We start from the raw sequence: 20,454 nt of genomic DNA on the forward strand, positions 1-20,454 counted from the left end.
GCGCAGGTCGTTTCCATATCTGATCAAATTTACAAATGATCGCGCTTTCATAGAACCATATATAGGGAATCTGCGTCAGTCCCATCATTCCCGCGAGCCTTCGTTCTGATTTCCATTTCACCAAACTGCGACGTGGCGCGGAATATGTGTCGAGCCATGCCAGGCACGGCTTCCAGCCATCGAAGAAGCGCAAAAGGTATCCTGCGTCTTCTCGGAAGATGCAAACATCCACATCGTCATGTCCACGGGTCACACACCCTGCAGCCAGATCGAGTGCCCACCCGCCAGCAAAAAACCAGGGCCGTTGGAAGGGGCGCATCACTTCGACCATCTTTGCAATCGGAGCAAACCCGCGTTCTTGCATTCTGGCGGACCTCCTCCTCACGTGCCTTTGGACGAGTATCCTGCAAACAGCCTTCCTCCGAATGGTTCCAGAATCCTGTCCGCGAACCGGATGACCTCCGCGGCATCTCCGCCCGCGAAGTATTTCTCCATCGTATCGGCGAACTCCTGAGCCAGACCTGGATCGAACGCTCGCAATGCCGGGATGATCCGCTTCCCTTTTCCGATCCAGCGTCTGTTCGCTCGCAGCACCAGTTCATGCAGCGCGTAGGCGAGTTCGTTGACAGCGAACATGGCAGCGACGGGTGGCAGGCCGTCTTCGAGATCCAGGAGGTGATTGGTGATCACGAACCGGGCGAAGTCGATCTCCCGTTGGCTCCAGGGTGGCGGGCCGGCCGCCAGCAGATCGCGCGCCTCTTGCTGGATGGCTGCCGCCGTCCCGTCGTCTGCCAAGATCACGCCTGTCGCGAACATGTGAGGCAACGAGGGCCGTCCGCGCAAGCGGTCCTGTTCAAAGTACTTCTTATATGACTCTCGGTTGTGCATCAGCACCTCGATTAGCCATCCGGAATCGGAAAACGCGGCGATGTACGGCGCCGGTTCGGCTTCCGAGATGATCAGGATGTCCAAGTCGGAATGTAATCGGTCTTCACCGCGGGCGGCACTTCCGCTCAAAAAGGCAACCCTGCAGTCTGGAAAGTTTTCGGATACAAAACGTTTCGCCGCTTCCAGCCCGGCCAGGCGCACGAGAAGACCCCCTCATTCGGAAAAGATTCAAGACTTTCATGTCATGGATTTGTCTTTTCTTATTCTACAGAGTTTCTAAGGATAACTTCGATACTCTGGCCTCATTAGACAAAACTCGCGGCAAGGCCGTTCAGACCAACGATGTCCGCGGCATGCACCTCCCCGGTATGTCGACCCTTGTCAATTGGACCATCGTGTGGGCATTCCGATGAAATTCATACGGGACGCGAATCTCTTCCGCTGCCCACCCATGACTGCGCACCCAGGCCAGCAGCGCATCGAGGTGTTCATATCGCTGGCCGTTCAGGTCGACCGTCGGGAAGATGCGAATCTGATGGCGCGTGACACGCATGAGTTCTGCGAGCGCCTGCCGATGGAATGTGTGATCCAGCCGGTCGGCGTACATGAACAGAAAGTGTGCTGACAGTGTGAGGTCAAACGCCCCGTCCGAAAACGGCAGCTCCGGCAGCGCGGCCGCGACATAACGCGACCCGTGCTGCCTCATGTCGGTCATGCACGCCACGAGGGCCCTCACCCTCTCCTCCCTGAGCTGGTCGACGTCCCGAAAGACGTCCCACGTTCCACCTGTACTGGCTGGCCGCCCTCGCCACGGCCTCGACGGCGTGTTCGATGTCCGCAAGCCCCTTTTGCTCCAGTTCGTCCACCGGGTGATGGTACGCGATATCCGCTGCGATCGCGTTCGCACCGCGATCGTTGGCGATGGCCGTGAACGAACTGGCGCCTGCCGGACAGTCCAACACCTTCCGGCCGCGAGGTCTGCCTCCGAAAGGTTTAACATCCGCAGGTATTCGTCCCACGTGCGTCCGATGAAGACGATGTGGCTTAGAGAAATGCCACGGCCTCGCTCGCCGCGATTCATCTCCAAACTCATCCGCACCTCACCTCACCTCACCTCATCTCGTCTCATCTCATCTCAACCCAACTCATCTCAACCAAGCGCTACCCCACGGTATCTGTTGACGCCGTCTCTCCCTCGCGCCACACGTCTCCTCGCACCATCTTATGTTAACTAGAAAAGGTCCACGAACGACCGATTCAGCTTCAGCAGGACAGGCCCACCTTGTTCAACACCAGCATCGTGTGCGCATTCCGCTGAAACTCATACGGGACGCGCACTTCTCTCGCTTCCCACCCTTGCGTCCGCGCCCAAGCCAACAGCGCGTCCATGTGTTCGTATCGCCGCCCATGCAGGTCGACCGTCGGAAAGATGCGGACCTGATGGCGCGTGACCCGCATAAGTTCCGCGAGGGTTGCGCGATGGAATGCCTCATCCAATCTATCGGAATACATAAAAAGGAAATGTGCCGACAACGTCATGTCAAACCGCGCATCGGAAAACGGCAAATCGGGCAGCACCACAGGGACGTATCGCGACGGATGCTGCCTCATGTCGGCCACGCAAGCGGCGAGGGCTTCCATCCTCGCTTGCCTGAGATGGTCGACATCCCGAAAGATCTCCCACCTGTACCGCTCCGCCGCTCTCTGCACGGCTTCCATGGTGTGCTCAATGTCTTCGCGCCCCTTTCGCTCCAGTTCGTCCACCGAGTGATCATACGCGATGTCCGCCGCGATCGCGTTCACACCGTGCGCACGGGCGACGGCGGTGAACGAACAGGCGCCGGCAGGGCAGTCCAACACCGCCCTGCCGCGCAGGTCATCTTCCGTAAGATCGAACATCCTCAGGTACTCTTCCCACGTGCGTCCGATGAAGACGATGTGCCGCAGAGAAAGGCCACCACCATGCCCACCTCGACTCAACCCCGCTTCACCTCCATCTCCACTCGACTCGTCATCATGCCACGCCACTGCCTGTCGCGGTCCTTTTCCATCTTCCTTCATTTTCATTCTCGGCTTGCCTTGCCGTCACCTTCACGCCATCCGTTCATTTCGTTTTTCCGCCGCTTCGTCGTGCACCGCCATCGCCTGGTTGCACGCTGACAAAAAGGCTTGCGCGACGGCGAGGACCACATCCGCATGGATGCCAACCCCACGATAAGATTGGCCGTCCACCGTGATGGTGACCGCCGCTTCGCCGCTCGCCTCTTCCCCTGCGCCCAAGGAGTGCAGTTCCAGGTCCGCGAATTCCACCGACAGCGGAACGGCTTGTTTGATGGCTCTTATCACCGCCTCGATGGGCCCGGCACCGGTGGCGGTGTACGTCCGCTCACGGCCGCTCGCTTGATGACGCAGGGTGACAGATGCAAGCCGGGCGCGCTGCGTGCCGCTGAGCACCTGCAGCTCGACCAAAGCGAGGGGCGCAGGTTCATGACCTTTCGCATCCATCAGGGCCAACAGGTCGTCGTCAGAGACGTGCTTTTTTTCATCCGCCACCACCTTGAACCGACGGAACAAGGCATCGAGTTCTTCATCCGCCAACGTCACGCCGAACTGGGCGATCCGGTGCTTGAGCGCATGCCGCCCGGAGTGTTTGCCGAGGACGATCATGTGTCGCGGCACACCCAGCCGCTCCGGATCCATAATCTCGTACGTCGCGCGGTGTTTCAGCAGCCCGTCCTGGTGAATGCCCGACTCGTGCTGGAACGCGTTGCGGCCGACGACGGGTTTGTTGTACGCAATCGGAGAGCGGGTGAGTTGGCTCACCAAGCGTGAAGTGCGGTAGATCTCCTCCTGCCGGATGCCGGTGACAAGTCCCAGCGCCTCTTGCCTGGTGGCGATGACCATCACCAGTTCCTCCAACGCGCAGTTGCCGGTACGCTCGCCGATGCCGTTGACCGTCACCTCAGCCTGATCCGCCCCGTTCTGCAGCGCGGCCAGCGTGTTGGCGACCGCGAGTCCCAGGTCGTTGTGGCAGTGGGCGCTGAGGAGAATCCGGTCCGCTCCGCGCACCTCCTTGCGGACGCGGGCGAACATGGCCCCGTACTCTTCCGGCAAGGCGTAGCCGACCGTGTCCGGCAGGTTGATGATGGTCGCTCCCTCCGCAATGACCGCCTCCACCATTTCCAGCAGGAACTCCATGCCGGTACGGGTGGCGTCCATCGGCGAGAATTCAATCACGTCGACGAACTGCTTCGCATACGCCACCATGTCGCGGGCAATCTGGAGCACCTGCTTTTGGGTCTTGCGCAGTTGAAAATCGAGGTGGATTTGGGATGATGATATGAACAGGTGCAGCCGGCGCTTCGCCGCATCGCGGGTCGCCCGCACGGCGGCATCGATATCGCTCTCTACCGCTCGTGCAAAGCCGCAGATCTCCACGTCCTCCACTTCCCGGGATATCTGTTGCACCGCGGCGAACTCTCCCGGACTCGCGGCTGGAAAACCGGGTTCAATCACGTCGACACCGAGGCGTGCGAGCTGTTTGGCGATGCGCACCTTTTCCTCCGGGTACAGGCTCGCTCCCGGCGCCTGCTCACCATCGCGCAGCGTGGTATCGAAGATGATCACTTGACGGTGATTCACGGCGCTCCCTCCTCTGGCGCGGTTTGTTTGGACTTGAACGCAGCGTGATGCAGCGCGACATGATGTAACGTGATGCGAAAAACATGAATAAGAAAAATCGCCAAGGATGACAAAACCCGCCGTCTCGCAAGAGACGACGGGTTCAACCCACCGCGGTACCACTCTTGTTGACGCCTGCATCAGGCGCCCCCTCGGCAGCCGGCCACGTTTTGCACGGGGAAACTGTACATGCCCCAGTGCAGTCACCGCCAGCTCTCCCGGTAACGGGGGAGATACCGTCAAGGTGTACCTCGGCCTGCATGACGCCATGACACGTTGCGCAGGACGTTCCACCCTGCCGCTTCCGGGCGAGTTTCGGTAACCGGCCCTGCTGCGTCGCACCAACCCGCAGCTCTCTGGCAAGCGCCGCGTCACCTACTGCTCCCGTGCATCGCGTTGTCGCCATCCACGCATTCTTCAGATTGCCTTGATTCTAATCCCCGGCTGCCTTGCTGTCAACCGTTTGCCATCCAAACTTCATACACACATGCGGCGATACGTCATTTCAACCGTATCATGGTCATCATGGAGCATCATGATGGAGATGGTCTCCCTGAAACGACAGGATTTCGCAAACCATCCGCCGTATTTTTTAGAAGAGAGCGTTGCGCTTGCATCAAGCTCCTTACTTACGAACATCGATTTGAACCAAACGATGGGAGCGGGCGACATGTTGGATATTCGCGTCAAGCGCGTCTATGCCTCTCCGGCTGAAGACGACGGATGGCGTGTTTTGGTGGATCGACTTTGGCCGCGCGGACTCGCAAAAGATAAAGCGCATTGGCATGTATGGTATCCTGAACTTGCGCCCAGTCCGGAACTGAGACGCTGGTTTCAACATGATCCCGCGCGTTTCCAGGCATTTCAACAGCGTTATCTTCTTGAGTTGAACGCTGAACCCGTCCAACAACGGCTATCCGAACTGCGTGCTCGGGCTTCGCTCGGCCCGGTGACCCTTTTGTTCGCGGCTCGCGACGAGACGCACAACCACGCCGTCGTACTGCGTGATCGGCTGCTGGGGAAGGTGTAAAACGTGGCGCAAGCGAATCCGTCAGCTTCCGCATGGAATCTCCGCACGGCGACGAAAAAACGCTTATCGCCGACGGTCACATACCTCCTTACCGCTCTCTGCGTCAGCTGGCCTGCGTTCCTGGTCGTCGGATGCGCCTTGCCTTCCTGGGCTCTTGGTGAAGCCGACACGCCCGTGTCCCTTGCAGCCATCCACACGACGATTCTCGGCGTGTTGCTCACCATCGCTTGCGGTGTGCTGTACCAAGTGGTGCCCATCGCTTTCCAGGCCCCTCCCTTGCCACGCCACGTCCTCTATTGGCACCTGCCGCTGCACTTGACGGGTGTCATCGCCATGGGAACAGGATTCCTTCTCGGCCACCTCCGGTGGACAGGCTTGGGTGGTGGTATGGTTGTTCTGGGTGTGGCAGGATATGCCGTGTTCTTGCTGCAAAGCTATACGCGCGCCCGCAACCGAACCCCTGTTCACCGAGCGCTCCTTCTGCCATGGCTTGGCTTGCTGTGGGTTTTTGCCACGGGGTTGTGGCAGGCGTTGCTGCCGATCCGCACGTCGCCGGCGACCGTGATGAACCATGTGGTGGCCGGGGGCATGGTGTTTTGGAGCGGGTTGGTTCTCGTCATCTCGTACAAGTTCATCCCCATGTTCACCCTCAGCCACGGTTATCGTGTTTTTTTGCGGGCAACGGCGAGCCTCTACTTCACCGGCGGGGCGGGCCTGCTCCTCGCCGCATGGCTGCAGGCGCCAGCCTCGCGGTGGGCATACCTGGCGGGCAGTGCCATGGCGCTCCTCGGCCTCGCTTCCTTCACCCGGGACGTGGTTCGCATCGTGCGTGCCCGCAAACGGAAACGGATGGTGCTACCCGTGCGATGGGCGCTTGCGTGCGTCGCGGTGATGGTACTTTGCGAAACGTTGGTCTTGGTGGCCGCCAACGCGGGTTGGTCGCCAGTCATCCCGGCCGCAGCGTTTGGCTGGGTGTACGGTGGATGGCTCGGGATGGCTTACGCCTATATGCACAAAATTGTCCCGTTCCTGTGGTTCGAGTATCGATTCAGCCACCGGCCGGAACGGAAGACGGCGCCCCTCATCGACGAAATGGCGTCCCGCCGCCTCACGGTGTTCGGCTTAACGGCGTACGGCGCCGGGGTCGCGGCCGGAGTGTTGTATCTTTTGGCAGGCGCGTGGACGGCAGAAAGTGCCGCGTGGTGGCTGCGCTTGGCGGCGGTCGCAGCCGGTTGTGGTATGACGCTGGGGACCTTGTTATGGTTTGTCTCCCTGCGGCGCGTGCTCACCATCGGCGGTCCGCGTCCGGAAGATGGATGAGGTCAAGCGTTCGTGCAACATTTTCCGCCATGCTTCAGACAAAGCAGGACAGGCAACAAGTTCGGTGATCAGGTTGTGATCGATCTCTTTTTGTCGGATGATGCCGTTCAGGCGTGCGATGGTCCAGGATGGCCAAGGTTGTGCCAAACGTACAACTTCCATTCCTGCACGGACCCAACCTGGGCGTAAGACGCGAAAGTACCAACCGGTGCGTCCGGTTTCCGCAACGCGTTCCGTCAAACCAGACTGTTGCCAACGATGTGATATTTTCCAACACGGAATCCTTGGCTGGGACACCTCGAATTGTGCTTCACCAATTTGATAGACATCACCAATACAAACCACTGTTTCGTCCATGCCTTCCACAGTGAAATTTTCGCCGAAACCTCCTGGAGAAAATGGAATAGAAGGATATTCATGTAACCAAGAAACGTAATGAGACGCCGCATAAACCAAAATCGCTTTGTCTGCTCCGCCGTGGTTCAACGTATCAGCTTGTTCGTCTCCTTCCAAGTGTGTACAGTGAACCCAGATCGGCCCTTGCACTGGCGTCTTCACAAACGCGCTGTGAAAGGTGCGCCCTTGTCCCAACAGGGATAGTTCTTGCACACGACCTACCTGAATCGACTGCAGACGAACCGTCGGCGTCTTTGTCACGCACACTTCACTTCCCACCTTGTCGTACCGCGGCACCGCAGCAATGCGGGTGATAAAATCCGCACGGATTGCCATACTATCCACGCAAGCGGAAGGAGGAGGACCATGGTGCGCACATCCTACATGGCTGAAAAACTTGCGGTGAGCTTCCCGCTCGTCGTCGCGGTCATGGGTTTCACCGGCTGGTTGGTCAGAACGGTGACCCATGCCTCGGTACAGCGCGGCCAGCAGGACGAGCGGTGAATCATCCACCCGCTCCGTCGCGCTGCACATATGTCACGCGGACGCCCAAATCCTGCAACCGGTCGAAAAACACCGGGCAGGTCTTCGAGACACAGCCAGGGTCGAGCACCCGGATACCCGGTACCCTGAGTCCCAAGAGCGAGAAGGCCATGGCAATCCGGTGATCGTCGTACGTCGCCAACCGCGCCGGCCGCGGATCGCCCGGCCACACGGTGAATCCGTCGTCCCGTTCTTCCGCACGGATCCCCATCTCCCGCAGCAGGGTGCACGCAGCGTGAATGCGGTCCGACTCGTGATGGCGAATGTGCGCGACGTCCGTGACCGTCACGGGCCCGTCGGCGAACGGGGCCAGCGCGGCCAGGGTCAGGGTCTGATCCGACATTTCCTTCATGCTGACGGTCAACCCACCGTGCAGCCGTCCGCTTCCCCTCACCTCGACAAACGTCTCGCCGCGGACCACCTCACAGCCCATCCGTTCCAACAGATCGACAAAGCGAATATCCGGCTGCCGGGTGTGGTAACCGAGGTTGGTCACGCGCATGCGTCCGCCCACCAACGCAGCCATGGCGAAGAAGTAGCATGCGGTCGACGCGTCTGCTTCCAATTGGAGCGTGCGCCCCTGGTACGGACCAGGTGTGACGTGCATCGTCCGGAGTGACGCGTCGGCGGTCACCGCCGCACCGAACGCCCGCATGACATCGATGGTGATATGTACGTACGCATGTTGGACGATGTGGTCCGTGATGGCGATGTCCACTGGCTGCTCCGCATAGGGCGCTGCAATCAGGACACCGCTGATGAACTGGCTGCTCTGCCGGCCCGACATCGCAAGCTGCCCTCCGCGCAGCCCGCTGCCATGGACGGTGATGGGGAGACAGCCGCCGGCCGTTGCCTCGATGCGTGCACCCAAAGCCGTGAGGGCGTCGAGCAACGGCGCGAGAGGACGCTCCGACAGCCGCCGATTTCCTGTGACGCGCCAACAACCGCGCGGTGCCACCGCCAATGCGCCAGGGAGAAAACGGGCGGTCGTACCGGCAGCCCCGATGAACAGTTCCGCTTCCTGAACCGGCCATTCGCCGCCGCTCCCGTCCACCTCCACCGTATCGCCGTCGACGTGCACACGCAGGCCCAACCGGCGAAGGCTGTCGACACACCAGTACGAATCGTCGCTGCGCAGGATCCCGTGCAGCACGGACCGGCCGTGCGCAAGTCCGGCCATGATGAGGGCGCGGTTCGTGAAGCTCTTGCTGCCAGGGACGACGACATCGGCGTCCACGGGCCGATGCAGCGGATGGACCTCCACCTCCTCGACGTCGTTCAAGCGCGACCAAGGTGACCGCGCACTCAGATCCATGGGCTGCGTCATCCGGTGGATCACTCCTGTGCCAGGGTTGAACTTGCCCTGACCCGGGTATGTACCCGGGTATGCATGACGGCAAGTGCTTACGCGTCGGGGAACAGTTCATAGAAGGCACTGTACCGCTCATCGCGATCGACCGGTGCCGGTTCGGACAGAGAGGGGTTGTTCCGGCGCGTCCGGCGCGCGCGGGTGGCGGCCGCCTCCTCTTTGGCTCGCTGTTGTTGCCGGTATTCACGCCGGTACTGTTCCAAGTCCTTCGGCGTGCGCACCTGGTGCCGTTGCCAATCGAACAAGATGCGGTCGATGTATTTGAAGCTGAGTTTGTTGGCAAGGACGGCTTCGCGCAGCGCTTCTCGGATCAGCCACTCGGGATACTGGTCCCGGTCCAACCATTGCCGGATCTGTTCGCACTCGATGGCGGAGAGCGGCCGGCCGAATTCCGCTTCAAACAGGGTGACCGGATCACGCGATGGAGCATCTGGTGCCGGTTCCTCCTGCTGGCGAGCAGCTTGCCACAACGCCGCATGCAACGCGGACAGGTCGTAGCGCGCGCTGCGCGTCCCGTCCGGCCATACCCGTTCCTCGACGGCGAGCCAGCCATGGCCGGTCAAACGGCTCATGACCTCACTGACTTCGTCGGCGGACATGCCGCACAGACGGCCAAGGTCAAACGGAGACACAAACGAACGGCCTTCCGCCTGTTGGATCGCAAGGATCTGCAACAGCACCACAACGTCGGCCGGGCGCAGCCCGAGCGCTGCGAACGCACGGAACCAGCGGTACGGTATGGCGACGAACGCCTCGGACAGCAACCCATCTTCCCGGGGGAGCGGTGCCGGCGAGTCGCCACGCGGTGGGACGTTCTCCCGTGATTTTGCGTGCATGGGTGTGCCTCCGCTTTCTCCAATGGGCGATGTACTGGGATTATAGCAGATGCCTCCGGAAAAGCGGTACTGCCGCAGCGGACGGCCATCCGCTGCGGCATGGGTTCAACCTCTCCGCTCGCTTTCGCGCTCCCCTGCGCACGTCCAGGCATCACGTCGCCGCGGTGGCACCCGCCAAGGGCAACCTGTGCGATTCATCCTGTGCGGTCTGCCGGGCACGAGCGAACCATGCGCGGAATTCGTCTCCGCTCACGCTCTCCCGCTCGACCACCGTCTTTGCAAACGCGGCGATGTCTTGGATATACGGCCGCAGGAGTTCGCGGGTCACGCGTTCCTGTTCGGACAGGATATGCCGAATCTCGGTGTCCAACACACTCTCCGGGAGGTGCTCCTCATCGACAATCCCGATCCGCGACAGGCCGCACACCACCATGGTCCGCGCCAGGCGCGAGGCCTGGACGAAGTCATTCTGAGCCCCGGTGCTCCGGTTGCCGTAATGCAACTCCTCCGCCAAGCAGCCGGCCAGGGCGATGTTGATCTGCTGTTCCAACTGTTCCCGCGTGTACAGATACCGGTCTGTATCCGGGATCTGACGCACGAAGCCCAGGGCATTCCCGCGCGGTGCGATGGTGATGTGTGAGACGGAACCGGGACGCATCAACTCGCTGACGACCGCATGGCCCACCTCGTGCACCGCGACGCGCGCCAACTCTTCATCGGTCGGTTTCCGACCCGTCTTCTCCCCCATCAGGACCTTGTCAATCGCGTCCCGGAACATCCACGGCTCGATGACTTTCTTGTCGTTCCGCAGCGCGATGATGGCCGCTTCATTGACCAGGGCTTCGAGTTGTGCGCCGGAGAAACCGTAGGTCTCCCGCGCAATGTGCTCCAAATCCACGTCGGGGGAGAGCGGTTTGCCCTCCGCCAAGATCTTCAGGATGTGCAACCGCCCGTCTTTGTCGGGCAAATCGACCCTGATCTGGCGGTCGAACCGCCCCGGACGCAACAGCGCCGCATCGAGAATGTCGGGGCGGTTGGTCGCCGCAATCACGAGGATGAACGGAGATTGGGTGGTCGACATCCCGTCCATCTCGGTCAGGAGCTGATTCAACGTCTGGTCGTACTCTTGATGGCTGTGCTGTCCGCGTTTTGCGCCCACGACGTCGATCTCGTCGATGAACACGATGGCGCTGTCCTTGTTCTCCTTTTTCGCCAACATCCGGGCACGGCGAAACAAATCCCGTACCCGTTGGGCACCGACCCCCACGTACATCTCCACAAATTCGCTGCCCGATGCGGCGAGAAACACGGAGTCGGTGTACGTGGCGGCCGCTTTGGCCATCAGGGTCTTCCCCGTACCGGGCGGACCGGTCAGCAGGATGCCCTTGAGCGGCCGGATGCCGAGCGCCTTGATCTTATCGCGGTAACGCAGAAAATCGAGCGCTTCCATCAACTCCCGTTTCGCGTGTTCCTGTCCCCCGATTTGATCGAACGTCACCGGATGGCGAACCGCAGGTTCCCGGTGCGCAGGAGGGATCATGGACCGCCGGTCGAGCATCACCCAGAGTGCGACCGACAGCGCGACAAGGAAAAACAAGGGCAACACGTTGTAGCCGAGAATGAGCAAAAAGATCAACACGGCCACACCGACACCGATGACCCACTCTTTGATCACGGCCCGCCACCTCCTGCGCGAAGTGGCACGATGTGATAGAAGAAGTAGGAACCGTCCCGAAGTTGGATGTAGACGTTGTGTTCATCCATGGTGATGCGAGCCTTGACGCCGGACGCGGCGGCCAAGTGCTCGACATCCGCAATCATCTCGCGGTAATTCTGTTTGGCCAAGCCCTCCTGCAAGGTGGGCTGCAAGTATTCGAACACCTGCATCAGGCGCGCATTCGGATGATCGGCAAGCACAATCCGCTCATTTCCGGATCCGGCTTCACCGAGCACATCCTCAATCCGCCAGTAGGTCGTCTGCAGGTCCGGGACCCAGCCCAGACGGATGTCGACTTCAGCCGGTGTCCCTGGACGCACGCGCACCGACTGCACGCCCGGGATTTTGGCGAGCGTCGTTTGCAACGGATTGACGAAGTCGAGACGCAAATACGCCTGCCATCCTCCTATCAACACCGCCAGTGTGACGAGCGCGATGAGGATGACCGGCACCAGGCGAACGCGCAACACACTTCCCGCCTCCGTTTCCGCCCGCCCGGCCAACTTGAGCGGAGGACGCCGCCGATACGGCCCTGCGCGGGCCGGTCCGCGGTGCATTGGGCGCCTTCAGTATACCATGAACGCCAAAGCGCTGCTCACGACACATACTGCCAAATCCACCGACCGCTCTCCGCGTCGAAGTACGAGTCCGTCAGCCGCCCTTTGTACCAGCCGAGCACCTCCCACACCAGCGCGGCGCGCGTGTGGAACGTCCGCCGCAATTCCGGAAACAGGTAACCAAGGTGGGCGGATTGGACGGTGATGCCCGTCTTTTGGGCCACCTGGATGGCTTGTGCGCGGGTCAAGAGGCGGGGGGCTGGTACCGCCGCGGGCAGCGCGTCTCCCGGGCGGACGACCACGACCCACGGCCGTCCGAACACATCCGTGCCTGCAAAGACTTCCTGCAACCCATCCCCCGTAAATACATCGTGAAACGTGATATGCGCGACAGGCGACCGGTTGAGCGCCCATTGGGCAGCTTGCTCCTCCGCCGTCCACTCGGGCTGTAACAAACTCCATGCCCAAGCGACGCCCGCCGTCAACACACCGAATCCGGCCGCTGCGCAGATGGTCAGCCAGGCTTTGCTCATGGACGCTTCCCTTTTTGTGCGGCTCCGCCGTCTGCGCAAACCTTAGTCGCAGCGGTACAGAGTCAACAGCATCTTATCCGGCTGGTCAGGCAACTTGGACAACCCGAAGATGACATCTTTATCCTTGAGGTTGCGGTTGAGAAAGTCGACCAACAGATACAGGTCTTCCGTGGCCGTGCACACGTGCGTGCCAATCACGGTCTGTTTTGATTCCATGCGTTCTCACCCGTCGCGCGATAGCTGGGAGAGCCCGCGAAGACCCTGGTCTGTCCGCAGGCGCTCCACCATCTCGTCATGTGTAAAATGATAGCACAGCGGCGTGATGCTTACCTCACCGCGCGCGAGGGCCCGGATGTCCGCATCTTCTGCTTCCGCGGCGGTCAGTTCGTCTCCTTGATAGCGGACGTGGCAGAGGTCGCCCTCGCGCTCCAAAAGCTCGAACCGGTCGTGAAAACGGCGGACGCCGAGTCGGGTGATGCGCCATGGTGCCGACTTGATCTGTGCCGGAGGAAAGTTCACCGATAAGAACGTATCGGGCGGAAGCGGGATGTGGACGGCGGCGCGGCAGATGGCGAGCGCCACTTCGGCGGCTTCCGAAAACGGGTAGGGCGGACCGGCGAGGGAAAACGCGATGCTGCGCACGCCGTGCAGGCCCGCCTCGCCCGCGGCCGCGACCGTCCCGGAGTACAACACGTCGGTTGCCAGGTTTTTGCCCGCGTTGATGCCGGCGACCATCAAGTCAAACGGCGCTTTCTTCCCGAATTCCACAATCGCCCATTTCACGCAGTCGACCGGCGTGCCGTCGACGGCGAACGCCGCTTGTACGCCCGCGATGCCGATATCCACTTGTTGGATCTTGATGGTGTGGTGCAAGGAGATGGCGTGGCTCGACGCGCTGCGCTGATGCTGCGGCGCCACGACCCACACGTCGCCGAGGGTGGCCATGGCTTCGGCCAGCGCCCGAATGCCGGCCGCGGCGATCCCGTCATCGTTGCTCACCAAAATTCGCATCGGATCTCTCCTCTCCTGCCAGCATTCCTGTCTCATACGGGTCCTGGCCCCGACCATACTATCGGTACCACGCCAAGGAGGGGTCGACATGCACACGGCTGCAGGCAATCCGCTGTCAGACGAGGAACCCCGCCCGCCGGATGACGGCGTGGTAGATCGACGGCCAACTCATCCGGAATATTCTGGACAAACCGACCCCCTCGTTCGCCCGCCGAGCGCATCCGTCACCACGTCCCCTCCCCCATCCATGCCGCCATGGGACGACGCGGGTGAACTCGCGCTCTGGTCCTCTGCGTTGGCGGCCGCGTGGCTGACCGCTGAAATCGAGCGTTGGCCGCTGCGCCACGCGGTGGCGGACGATGAAGCATGACGGGCGGTTGCTCACGACGAACCGGAAAAAAGCGACACCAACCGGCGCACCTCGTAGCGAATCCGCTCGGTGTCGAGCGTCAACACCTCACCTTTGGCCATCAGCATGCGCCCGGCGACAAACACGTCGGTCACGTCGTCCGCCCCGGCTGCGTACACCACATGGGACAACAGGTCGCGCGGCGGGATGAAGTGCGGACTCGTCATGTCGAGCAAGACGATGTCGGCCGGCTGGCCGGGCGCCAAAGTGCCATGGCCTTCCGGCAAGAAGACAGCCCGGGCGCCCAGTTCCGTCGCCATGGCGAACGCTTCGCGCGCCGGAATGGCCGCCGCATCTTCGTGGACACCTTTGTGCAACGTGGCGGCCAGCCGCATCTCTTCAAACATGTCGAGGTTGTTGTTGCTGGCCGCGCCGTCCGTGCCCAAACCCACCGTCACGCCGGCCGCGCGCATCCGCGCCACCGGCGCAACACCGGATGCCAGTTTGAGGTTGCTCTGTGGATTGTGCGCCACGCGCACACCGCGATGTTGCAGGATGGCGATGTCATCGTCGTCGACATGCACGCAGTGGGCGGCAAGGACCGGATGGGCGAACAGGCCGCACCGGTCGGCGTGGACAATCGGCGACGCGCCGTATCGGGCCAGGCTGTCCGCCACCTCCTGCCGGGTCTCCGCCAAATGGATTTGGATGGGCAGGCCGAGTTCGGCCGACAACTCGGCAACGCGCGTTAAATACGCGGGCGGACACGTGTACGGCGCGTGCGGCCCCAGGGTCACCGTGATGCGCCCATCGGCCGCCTTGTGCCATGCGGCAGCGAACCGGCGCGTGTTTCGGATGCCCGCCTCCGCGCTCGCCTCATCGAGGCCGACCATGCCCCACGAGAGCACCGCCCGCAGGCCGGACTCGGCAGCCGCTTGCGCGGCATGGTCCATCATCATGTACATGTCGGTAAAGCAGGTCGTGCCGGAACGGATCATCTCCCAACAAGCGAGCAGCGTGCCCCAGTACACCGCCTCGCCCGTCAGCTTCGCCTCGAGCGGAAAGATGCGCTCATGAAGCCAGGTGAACAGGGGGACGTCGTCCCCCACCCCGCGCAGCAGGGTCATGGCCGCATGACCATGCGCGTTGATCAGTCCCGGCAGCGCCAGAGCGTGGGGACGACGGATGACGAGATCGAACTCGCTCTGCGGACCCGCATACGGCCCGGCAGCCAAGGCCGCAATCCGATCGTCTTCGATCACGATGTGCGCCGGCCCGTCGATCCATGATTCGGACGACTGGATGACGGCGCCGACGGTCAACAGGGTCCTCATGCTGGTGTGCTCCCTTCCGCGCGCGTTTTGTCCTCTGCCGCCAACACGGCCCGGACGCTCTCCGGTTGCGGATGATGGATCACGCCGCGTTCCGTGATGATGGCGGTCACCAGCTCGTGCGGCGTGACGTCAAACGCCGGGTGGGCTGCTTGGGTCCCTTCCGGTGTGATCCGCCGGCCGTACACGTGCGTGACCTCCGCCGGGTCCCGCTCTTCAATCGGGATGTCCTCCCCCGTCGCGATGGTCAGATCGAACGTCGACACCGGCGCCGCGACGTAAAACGGGATGCCGTGATGGCGGCAGAGCACGGCCAAGGTGTATGTCCCGATCTTGTTCGCCACATCGCCGTTGCGCGCGATGCGGTCGGCACCGACCAACACTGCATCCACCTGGCCGCGCTGCATGAAATGCCCCGCCATGCTGTCGGTAATCAAGATGTGCGGAATGCCTTCCGCAGCCAGCTCATACGCCGTCAGCCGGGCACCTTGCCAATACGGGCGGGTCTCGTCGACCAAGACTTGGCGCAGCCGCCCCAGTTCGTGGAGGCGGCGGACGACGCCGAGCGCCGTGCCATACCCCGCGGTGGCGAGCGCACCGGTGTTGCAGTGGGTGAGGACCTGCACCGGGCGGGCGAACAGTGCGGCGCCGAGGTCGCCAATCCGACGGTTGACCGCCACGTCCTCCGCCGCAATCCGCTCCGCTTCCGCGACGAGTACCTGCGGCAGTGCCGCCGGGTCAGGACAAGCGGCCGCAGCCTTCTGCATCCGCTCCACCGCCCAGCGGAGATTGACCGCGGTCGGCCGGCTCGCCAACAGCACCCGCGCCGCGGCCTCCAGAACCTCGGGCAGTCGGTCGCCGCGGGCACCGGCATGGCGCTGCGCTTCCATGGCCAGCCCGTACGCGGCGGCAGCCGCGATGGCCGGCGCCCCCCTCACCTGCATGGAACGAATGGCCTCCGCCACGCCTGCGGCGTCACGGTATTCTGACCACACCGTCTCGTTCGGCAGGCGCCGCTGGTCGAGTACCCGCAACGAATGGCCCGTCCAGATGAGCGGTTGCAACATCACGGCCCCTCCTGGCGCGGTCCGAGCTTGACTTGGCCCGCGACGCTGTGTTGGCACCGGCAGCCGCGGTCCGGGGTCAACCCTTCCAGGGTGGCGAAGAACAGCTGCCGCAAGCGGTCGACGTTGCGCCGCATCTCCGCGACGACCTCTTCGTGGGTGAGCGGCCGCGGTGTCAAGCCCGCAGCCCAGTTCGTCACCATGCAGACGGTGGCGTAGCACATCTGTGCCTCTTTCGCCAGCACCACCTCGGGGACGGACGTCATGCCGACCACCGTACCGCCGATGGCCTGGAAGAAGCGGATCTCCGCCGGCGTCTCAAACCGCGGCCCTTCCGTGCACACGTAGGTGCCGGTTGGATACAGCTCGATGCCGAGCGTCTCCGCCGTCGCCGCGAGGGCTTTGCGGAGCCGTCCGCAGTAAGGATCGGACATGTCGACGTGCACCACCTCGCCCTCACCGTCGAAAAACGTCCCTGCGCGTGCCTTGGTGAAGTCGATGAAGCCGTCCACCATGACGAGTGACCCGGGGCGGCAGCGCGTGGTCAACGTCCCCACCGCGCCGGTCGCCAAGACCTGCGTCACGCCCAGTTTTTGCAGCGCCGCGATGTTGGCACGGTAGTTGACCCGGTGCGGCGGCAATTGATGGCCAACCCCGTGGCGCGGCAAAAACGCGATCCGCTTGTCCTTGTACCGCCCGACGACCACATGCGCCGTCCCGTACGGTGTCTCCACATCGACGCGCTTTGCGCCCTCCAACCATCCTGGTTCATACACCCCGGTGCCGCCGATGATGGCGAACTCTGCTCGCACCGCCGCATCCTCCTCTCCCTTGTGAGGTCCTCTTGTCAGGTCCTCTTTAGTTTCGCACCCGAACCCCTCGCCATCAAGCTCCGGGCGGGATCGGGCGCGTAAGGAACGCCCGGATGCTGCGGATGACCTCGGCCTCCGGTGCCACGTAGGGCCGCACGCCAGGCAAAGCCCGGAGGAACGCCTGGCCGTACCGCTGGGTGAGAATGCGTTTGTCGTAGATGACGACCACGCCCCGGTCGTGGATGGTCCGCACCAACCGGCCGAACCCTTGCCGAAAGCGGACCACCGCCTCGGGCAGGCTGAGGTGCCAGAACGGCTGTTGGCCTGCCGCCGCCAACCGTTCGTGACGGGCTTGTGCGACCGGGTGGTTCGGCGGCGAAAACGGCAGGCGTACCATCACGAGCGTCGTCAGTTCATCCCCCGGCAGGTCGATGCCTTCCCAAAACGATTGCGCGCCGAACAGCACCGCGCGCGGGTGGTGGCGAAACGCCGCGAGCAGACGACTGCGCGGTCCGTCGATGCCTTGGGCGAACAGCGCGATGCCGTCCGCCGCCAATCGCGGCCGGACGGCATCCGCGGTGGCCCGCAGCTGGGCGTGGCTGGTGAACAACACGAGCAGCCGGCCTTGGCTCGCCACGGCGAGGGCGTGAATGCTCTCCGCCAACCTGGCCGCTGCGTCCTGCAAGCCCATGCGGGCGAGTTCAGGCACATCATTCGGGATGCACAGCATCGCCTGGCGGCGGTAGTCAAACGGGGACGGGACGGTGAGTTCCCGGACGCGCCCCGCTTCCTCCATTGCCGCCAAGCCCGTTTGCCGTTTGAAGAAGGCGAAGCTGCCCGCGGCGGACAAGGTCGCCGAGGTCATGACCACCGCGTCCTTCTGTTGGAAGAGGGCGTCGGCGAGGATCCCCGCCACGTCCACGGGCGTTCGGTGCAACCGTACGTCCCGCGGGCCGGGTCCCACACGCTCAAGCCACACGACCCAATCGGGATCGCGCGATGTTGCGCGCGCCAGCACGGCGAGGTGGTCCGACAGTGCCTCGTAAAACCCGCGGGCATCGAGCATGCGCGCGGCCAGGTCCTCGTCCTGCGCCTCCCGGGCCGCCTCCCCCAGGTGTTCAAACGCCGGGCGGAGCTGCTCGAGCCATGCGGCGATGTCCGCGAGGCGCTGTTCGAAGCGGACGAATGCCGCTTCTTGATGCACGTGCGCGGTGATGCGCCGTTCGCCTGCCGCGGGAGGTAAAAGTTCCCCCAGATCGGCAAATGCGGCTTCCACCTCGCGGCGCAGCGCCTGCAAACCTTCGGCGGCGGCAGCGAGCTTCGCGGTCAACTTGGGCCAGCGCGCTTCCGCCTCGAACCGCTGAACCAGCTCCCGCAGTGCACCGTGGCCGCCGTCCCGGACCAATCGTTGCAGCAGCGCCTGACACGGGCGCAGGTGCACCGATTCCCCGAGCTGGCGCGAAGCTTCCTCCTCCAAATGATGTGCCTCGTCGAGGATGAGCTTGTCATACTTCGGGAGCACACGGTGATCCGCTTTGAGGTCCGACAAGATGAGCGAGTGGTTCGTGACCACAAGGTCCGCCTCGGCAGCGCGTGTCCGCGCGCGAAAATAGTAACACGGCTTGAAGAACGGACAGCGCCTGCCGATACAACTCTCCGTTTCGCTCTGCACCCTGGGCCAGACCTCGGCGAGCGCACCGTGAAACAAGAGCTCTTCGCGGTTGCCTTCCGGGGTAACGACGAGCCAGCGCAGAAGCGCCATCAGGGTTTCCACCTCTTCGCGCGGCGTGCCCAGGTCGGCGGCGAGCGTTTCGTGCCGCACCTTGCGCAGGCAGACGTAGTGGGTGCGCCCCTTCATCACCGCCAGTTGCACGTCCTCGCCCAGGACTTTGCGCAACACAGGAAAGTCGCGATCGCGGATCTGGTCTTGCAGCGCGATGGTGTGCGTCGCCACCACCACCCGTTCCCGGCGCGCCCGGGCATACAGGGCGGCCGGAATGAGGTACGCCAGCGACTTGCCCACACCGGTGCCGGCTTCGACCAAGAGATGGTGGCCCTCTGCCAACGCGGCGGCGACCGCCTCCACCATCTGCAGCTGCCCAGGACGCACCTCAAAGCCGGGCAGCGCGGAAAGCAGGGGGCTGTCTGCATCCAACAGGCGGCGTGCCAGAGACAACCAATCCGCGTCCGGATCTCCCGCTGCGCCCGGTTCCGCGTCTGCCCGCCGGCCGGTTGCACCCGGAACCGAGAACGCCAGTTGATGCACCTGCTCCACACCGTCCGGGAGTTCCGTGCCGTGCGCCAACAGCCGCCTTTCCGCGCACGCGGCGAACCAGGCGGCCATGGCGGCAGAGACGTGGCTGGCAAGGTGGGTCAGCTGCTGCAAGGTGCTGTAAGGGAGCTGTGCGGCTTCCTCCGCCAACGCCTGCAAGACAGCCCACACCGCGCGGGTTTTGCCCAGCGCGTCCCGTTCATGCGTGAGCGAGATCCCCAGACGGCGCGCCAGCTCAGACAACGTCAAATCGCGCACACCGGGCAGAAGGATGCGCGCCAGCCGCCAGGTGTCGAGGGCATCGACGGCCTCCATCCCCGCGCTGTCCGGAGCGTCCACCCCCCACATGGCACACGCGTGCGCCAGCCACGCGTTCATCCGGTCGATGCGGTGGCCGACCCATGTGCCGCCCGCAGCAAACGTCAGCCAGGCGCGCAACGCCTCGGCGGCTGGCAGGACCTTGTCGCGCACGCCGCAGTTGACGCCGGCCACGGTGCGGCACGCACCGGCGCGGTGGTGCAGCGGGTCCCCGCCGGCAGCCTGGGAAAGGAGGTTTGACGCAGCATCCGCATACGCCGTGCAGGTGAATATGTCGATCACCTTGCCGTTTTCCACGCGGAGCGCCGCAAGGTCGAACAGCCCGCCGTCTTCCGGTCGCTGCCGGACCCAAGGTTCCAGATGCACGACGACGTAGTTCATGCCCCCAAGTCTCCTCTCCACCCCGTCCACGCCCCGTCAAGGGCGC

At 63.1% G+C, this 20,454-nt stretch carries 21 protein-coding genes and 1 other annotated feature; of the genes, 4 read left to right on the forward strand and 17 right to left on the reverse strand.

Annotation, left to right across the window (positions count from 1 at the left end; genetic code table 11):
- The 5 genes from IEX97_RS07905 to IEX97_RS07925 all read right to left on the reverse strand — a co-directional run.
- Window positions 1-364: nucleotidyltransferase domain-containing protein (locus IEX97_RS07905; protein ID WP_373289423.1), on the reverse strand; the 364-nt coding region annotated here is incomplete at its 3' end.
- Between the two features lie 17 nt (window positions 365-381).
- Window positions 382-1,089, reverse strand: coding sequence for a nucleotidyltransferase domain-containing protein (locus IEX97_RS07910; RefSeq protein ID WP_188882233.1), 708 nt, complete (start codon window positions 1,087-1,089; stop codon window positions 382-384).
- Between the two features lie 130 nt (window positions 1,090-1,219).
- The gene (locus IEX97_RS13570; protein ID WP_229776643.1) at window positions 1,220-1,624 is read right to left on the reverse strand and encodes a methyltransferase domain-containing protein; all 405 of its coding nucleotides are present in this window, start codon (window positions 1,622-1,624) and stop codon (window positions 1,220-1,222) included.
- Between the two features lie 527 nt (window positions 1,625-2,151).
- Window positions 2,152-2,787 carry a class I SAM-dependent methyltransferase gene (locus IEX97_RS07920; protein WP_229776655.1) on the reverse strand — a complete coding sequence of 212 codons (636 nt, stop codon included), beginning with the start codon at window positions 2,785-2,787 and terminating at the stop codon, window positions 2,152-2,154.
- 192 nt (window positions 2,788-2,979) lie between these two features.
- Window positions 2,980-4,530: a 2-isopropylmalate synthase gene (locus tag IEX97_RS07925; protein ID WP_229776644.1), complete on the reverse strand. Its 1,551-nt coding sequence runs from the start codon at window positions 4,528-4,530 to the stop codon at window positions 2,980-2,982.
- Window positions 4,531-4,656: 126 nt separating this feature from the next.
- Window positions 4,657-4,970, reverse strand: a binding site (T-box leader).
- A gap of 134 nt (window positions 4,971-5,104) precedes the next feature.
- Between IEX97_RS07925 and IEX97_RS07930 the strand changes: the two genes are divergently transcribed.
- Entirely contained in the window at window positions 5,105-5,599 is a 495-nt protein-coding gene (locus IEX97_RS07930; RefSeq protein WP_229776646.1) for a DUF488 domain-containing protein, read from the forward strand.
- Between the two features lie 174 nt (window positions 5,600-5,773).
- The gene (locus tag IEX97_RS07935) at window positions 5,774-6,919 is read left to right on the forward strand and encodes a hypothetical protein (RefSeq protein ID WP_188882238.1); all 1,146 of its coding nucleotides are present in this window, start codon (window positions 5,774-5,776) and stop codon (window positions 6,917-6,919) included.
- Here the strand turns inward: IEX97_RS07935 and IEX97_RS07940 are convergent.
- Window positions 6,857-7,651, reverse strand: a complete 795-nt coding sequence (locus IEX97_RS07940; protein ID WP_188882239.1) for an MOSC domain-containing protein — start codon at window positions 7,649-7,651, stop codon at window positions 6,857-6,859. The two genes, IEX97_RS07935 and IEX97_RS07940, sit on opposite strands and share 63 nt — an antisense overlap.
- Before the next feature lie 30 nt (window positions 7,652-7,681).
- Here IEX97_RS07940 and IEX97_RS07945 point away from each other — a divergent pair, with 30 nt between their 5' ends.
- The gene (locus tag IEX97_RS07945) at window positions 7,682-7,819 is read left to right on the forward strand and encodes a hypothetical protein (protein WP_188882240.1); all 138 of its coding nucleotides are present in this window, start codon (window positions 7,682-7,684) and stop codon (window positions 7,817-7,819) included.
- 1 nt (window position 7,820) lies between these two features.
- On the opposite strand, the gene aroA is transcribed toward IEX97_RS07945, so the two are convergent.
- The 7 genes from aroA to surE all read right to left on the reverse strand — a co-directional run bounded on the left by aroA (window position 7,821) and on the right by surE (window position 13,881).
- Entirely contained in the window at window positions 7,821-9,185 is a 1,365-nt protein-coding gene (gene aroA, locus IEX97_RS07950) for a 3-phosphoshikimate 1-carboxyvinyltransferase (RefSeq protein WP_188882241.1), read from the reverse strand.
- Between the two features lie 77 nt (window positions 9,186-9,262).
- Window positions 9,263-10,063, reverse strand: coding sequence for a DnaD domain-containing protein (locus IEX97_RS07955; protein WP_188882242.1), 801 nt, complete (start codon window positions 10,061-10,063; stop codon window positions 9,263-9,265).
- A gap of 151 nt (window positions 10,064-10,214) precedes the next feature.
- Window positions 10,215-11,738, reverse strand: coding sequence for an AAA family ATPase (locus tag IEX97_RS07960; protein WP_188882244.1), 1,524 nt, complete (start codon window positions 11,736-11,738; stop codon window positions 10,215-10,217).
- On the reverse strand, window positions 11,735-12,250 hold the full coding sequence (locus tag IEX97_RS07965; RefSeq protein WP_188882245.1) for a hypothetical protein: 516 nt from the start codon (window positions 12,248-12,250) through the stop codon (window positions 11,735-11,737). Before IEX97_RS07965 ends, IEX97_RS07960 begins: the two co-directional genes overlap by 4 nt.
- Before the next feature lie 125 nt (window positions 12,251-12,375).
- Window positions 12,376-12,870 (reverse strand): hypothetical protein, encoded by a 495-nt coding sequence (locus IEX97_RS07970; protein ID WP_188882246.1) that lies wholly within the window; start codon window positions 12,868-12,870, stop codon window positions 12,376-12,378.
- A 42-nt stretch (window positions 12,871-12,912) separates the two neighbouring features.
- Complete coding sequence (locus tag IEX97_RS07975) at window positions 12,913-13,086, reverse strand: YpmA family protein (RefSeq protein WP_188882247.1); 174 nt, start codon at window positions 13,084-13,086, stop codon at window positions 12,913-12,915.
- 6 nt (window positions 13,087-13,092) lie between these two features.
- Complete coding sequence (surE, locus tag IEX97_RS07980) at window positions 13,093-13,881, reverse strand: 5'/3'-nucleotidase SurE (protein ID WP_229776648.1); 789 nt, start codon at window positions 13,879-13,881, stop codon at window positions 13,093-13,095.
- A gap of 88 nt (window positions 13,882-13,969) precedes the next feature.
- Between surE and IEX97_RS07985 the strand changes: the two genes are divergently transcribed.
- Window positions 13,970-14,251: a hypothetical protein gene (locus IEX97_RS07985; protein WP_188882250.1), complete on the forward strand. Its 282-nt coding sequence runs from the start codon at window positions 13,970-13,972 to the stop codon at window positions 14,249-14,251.
- Window positions 14,252-14,262: 11 nt separating this feature from the next.
- Here the strand turns inward: IEX97_RS07985 and IEX97_RS07990 are convergent, their stop codons facing one another.
- The 4 genes from IEX97_RS07990 to IEX97_RS08005 form a co-directional block, all read right to left on the reverse strand.
- A complete protein-coding gene (locus IEX97_RS07990) occupies window positions 14,263-15,564 on the reverse strand; it encodes an amidohydrolase (RefSeq protein WP_188882251.1) in 1,302 nt (433 codons plus the stop codon).
- Complete coding sequence (gene mtnA / locus IEX97_RS07995; RefSeq protein ID WP_188882252.1) at window positions 15,561-16,628, reverse strand: S-methyl-5-thioribose-1-phosphate isomerase; 1,068 nt, start codon at window positions 16,626-16,628, stop codon at window positions 15,561-15,563. The genes IEX97_RS07990 and mtnA overlap by 4 nt, the downstream gene beginning before the upstream one ends.
- Entirely contained in the window at window positions 16,628-17,437 is an 810-nt protein-coding gene (mtnP, locus tag IEX97_RS08000; RefSeq protein ID WP_188882253.1) for an S-methyl-5'-thioadenosine phosphorylase, read from the reverse strand. Before mtnP ends, mtnA begins: the two co-directional genes overlap by 1 nt.
- A 73-nt stretch (window positions 17,438-17,510) precedes the next feature.
- On the reverse strand, window positions 17,511-20,408 hold the full coding sequence (locus tag IEX97_RS08005; protein WP_188882254.1) for a helicase C-terminal domain-containing protein: 2,898 nt from the start codon (window positions 20,406-20,408) through the stop codon (window positions 17,511-17,513).
- Window positions 20,409-20,454: the final 46 nt, after the last annotated feature.

Origin of the sequence: Paenalicyclobacillus cellulosilyticus (assembly GCF_014647315.1) — a bacterium.
Classification (GTDB): domain Bacteria; phylum Bacillota; class Bacilli; order Alicyclobacillales; family Alicyclobacillaceae; genus Alicyclobacillus_J; species Alicyclobacillus_J cellulosilyticus.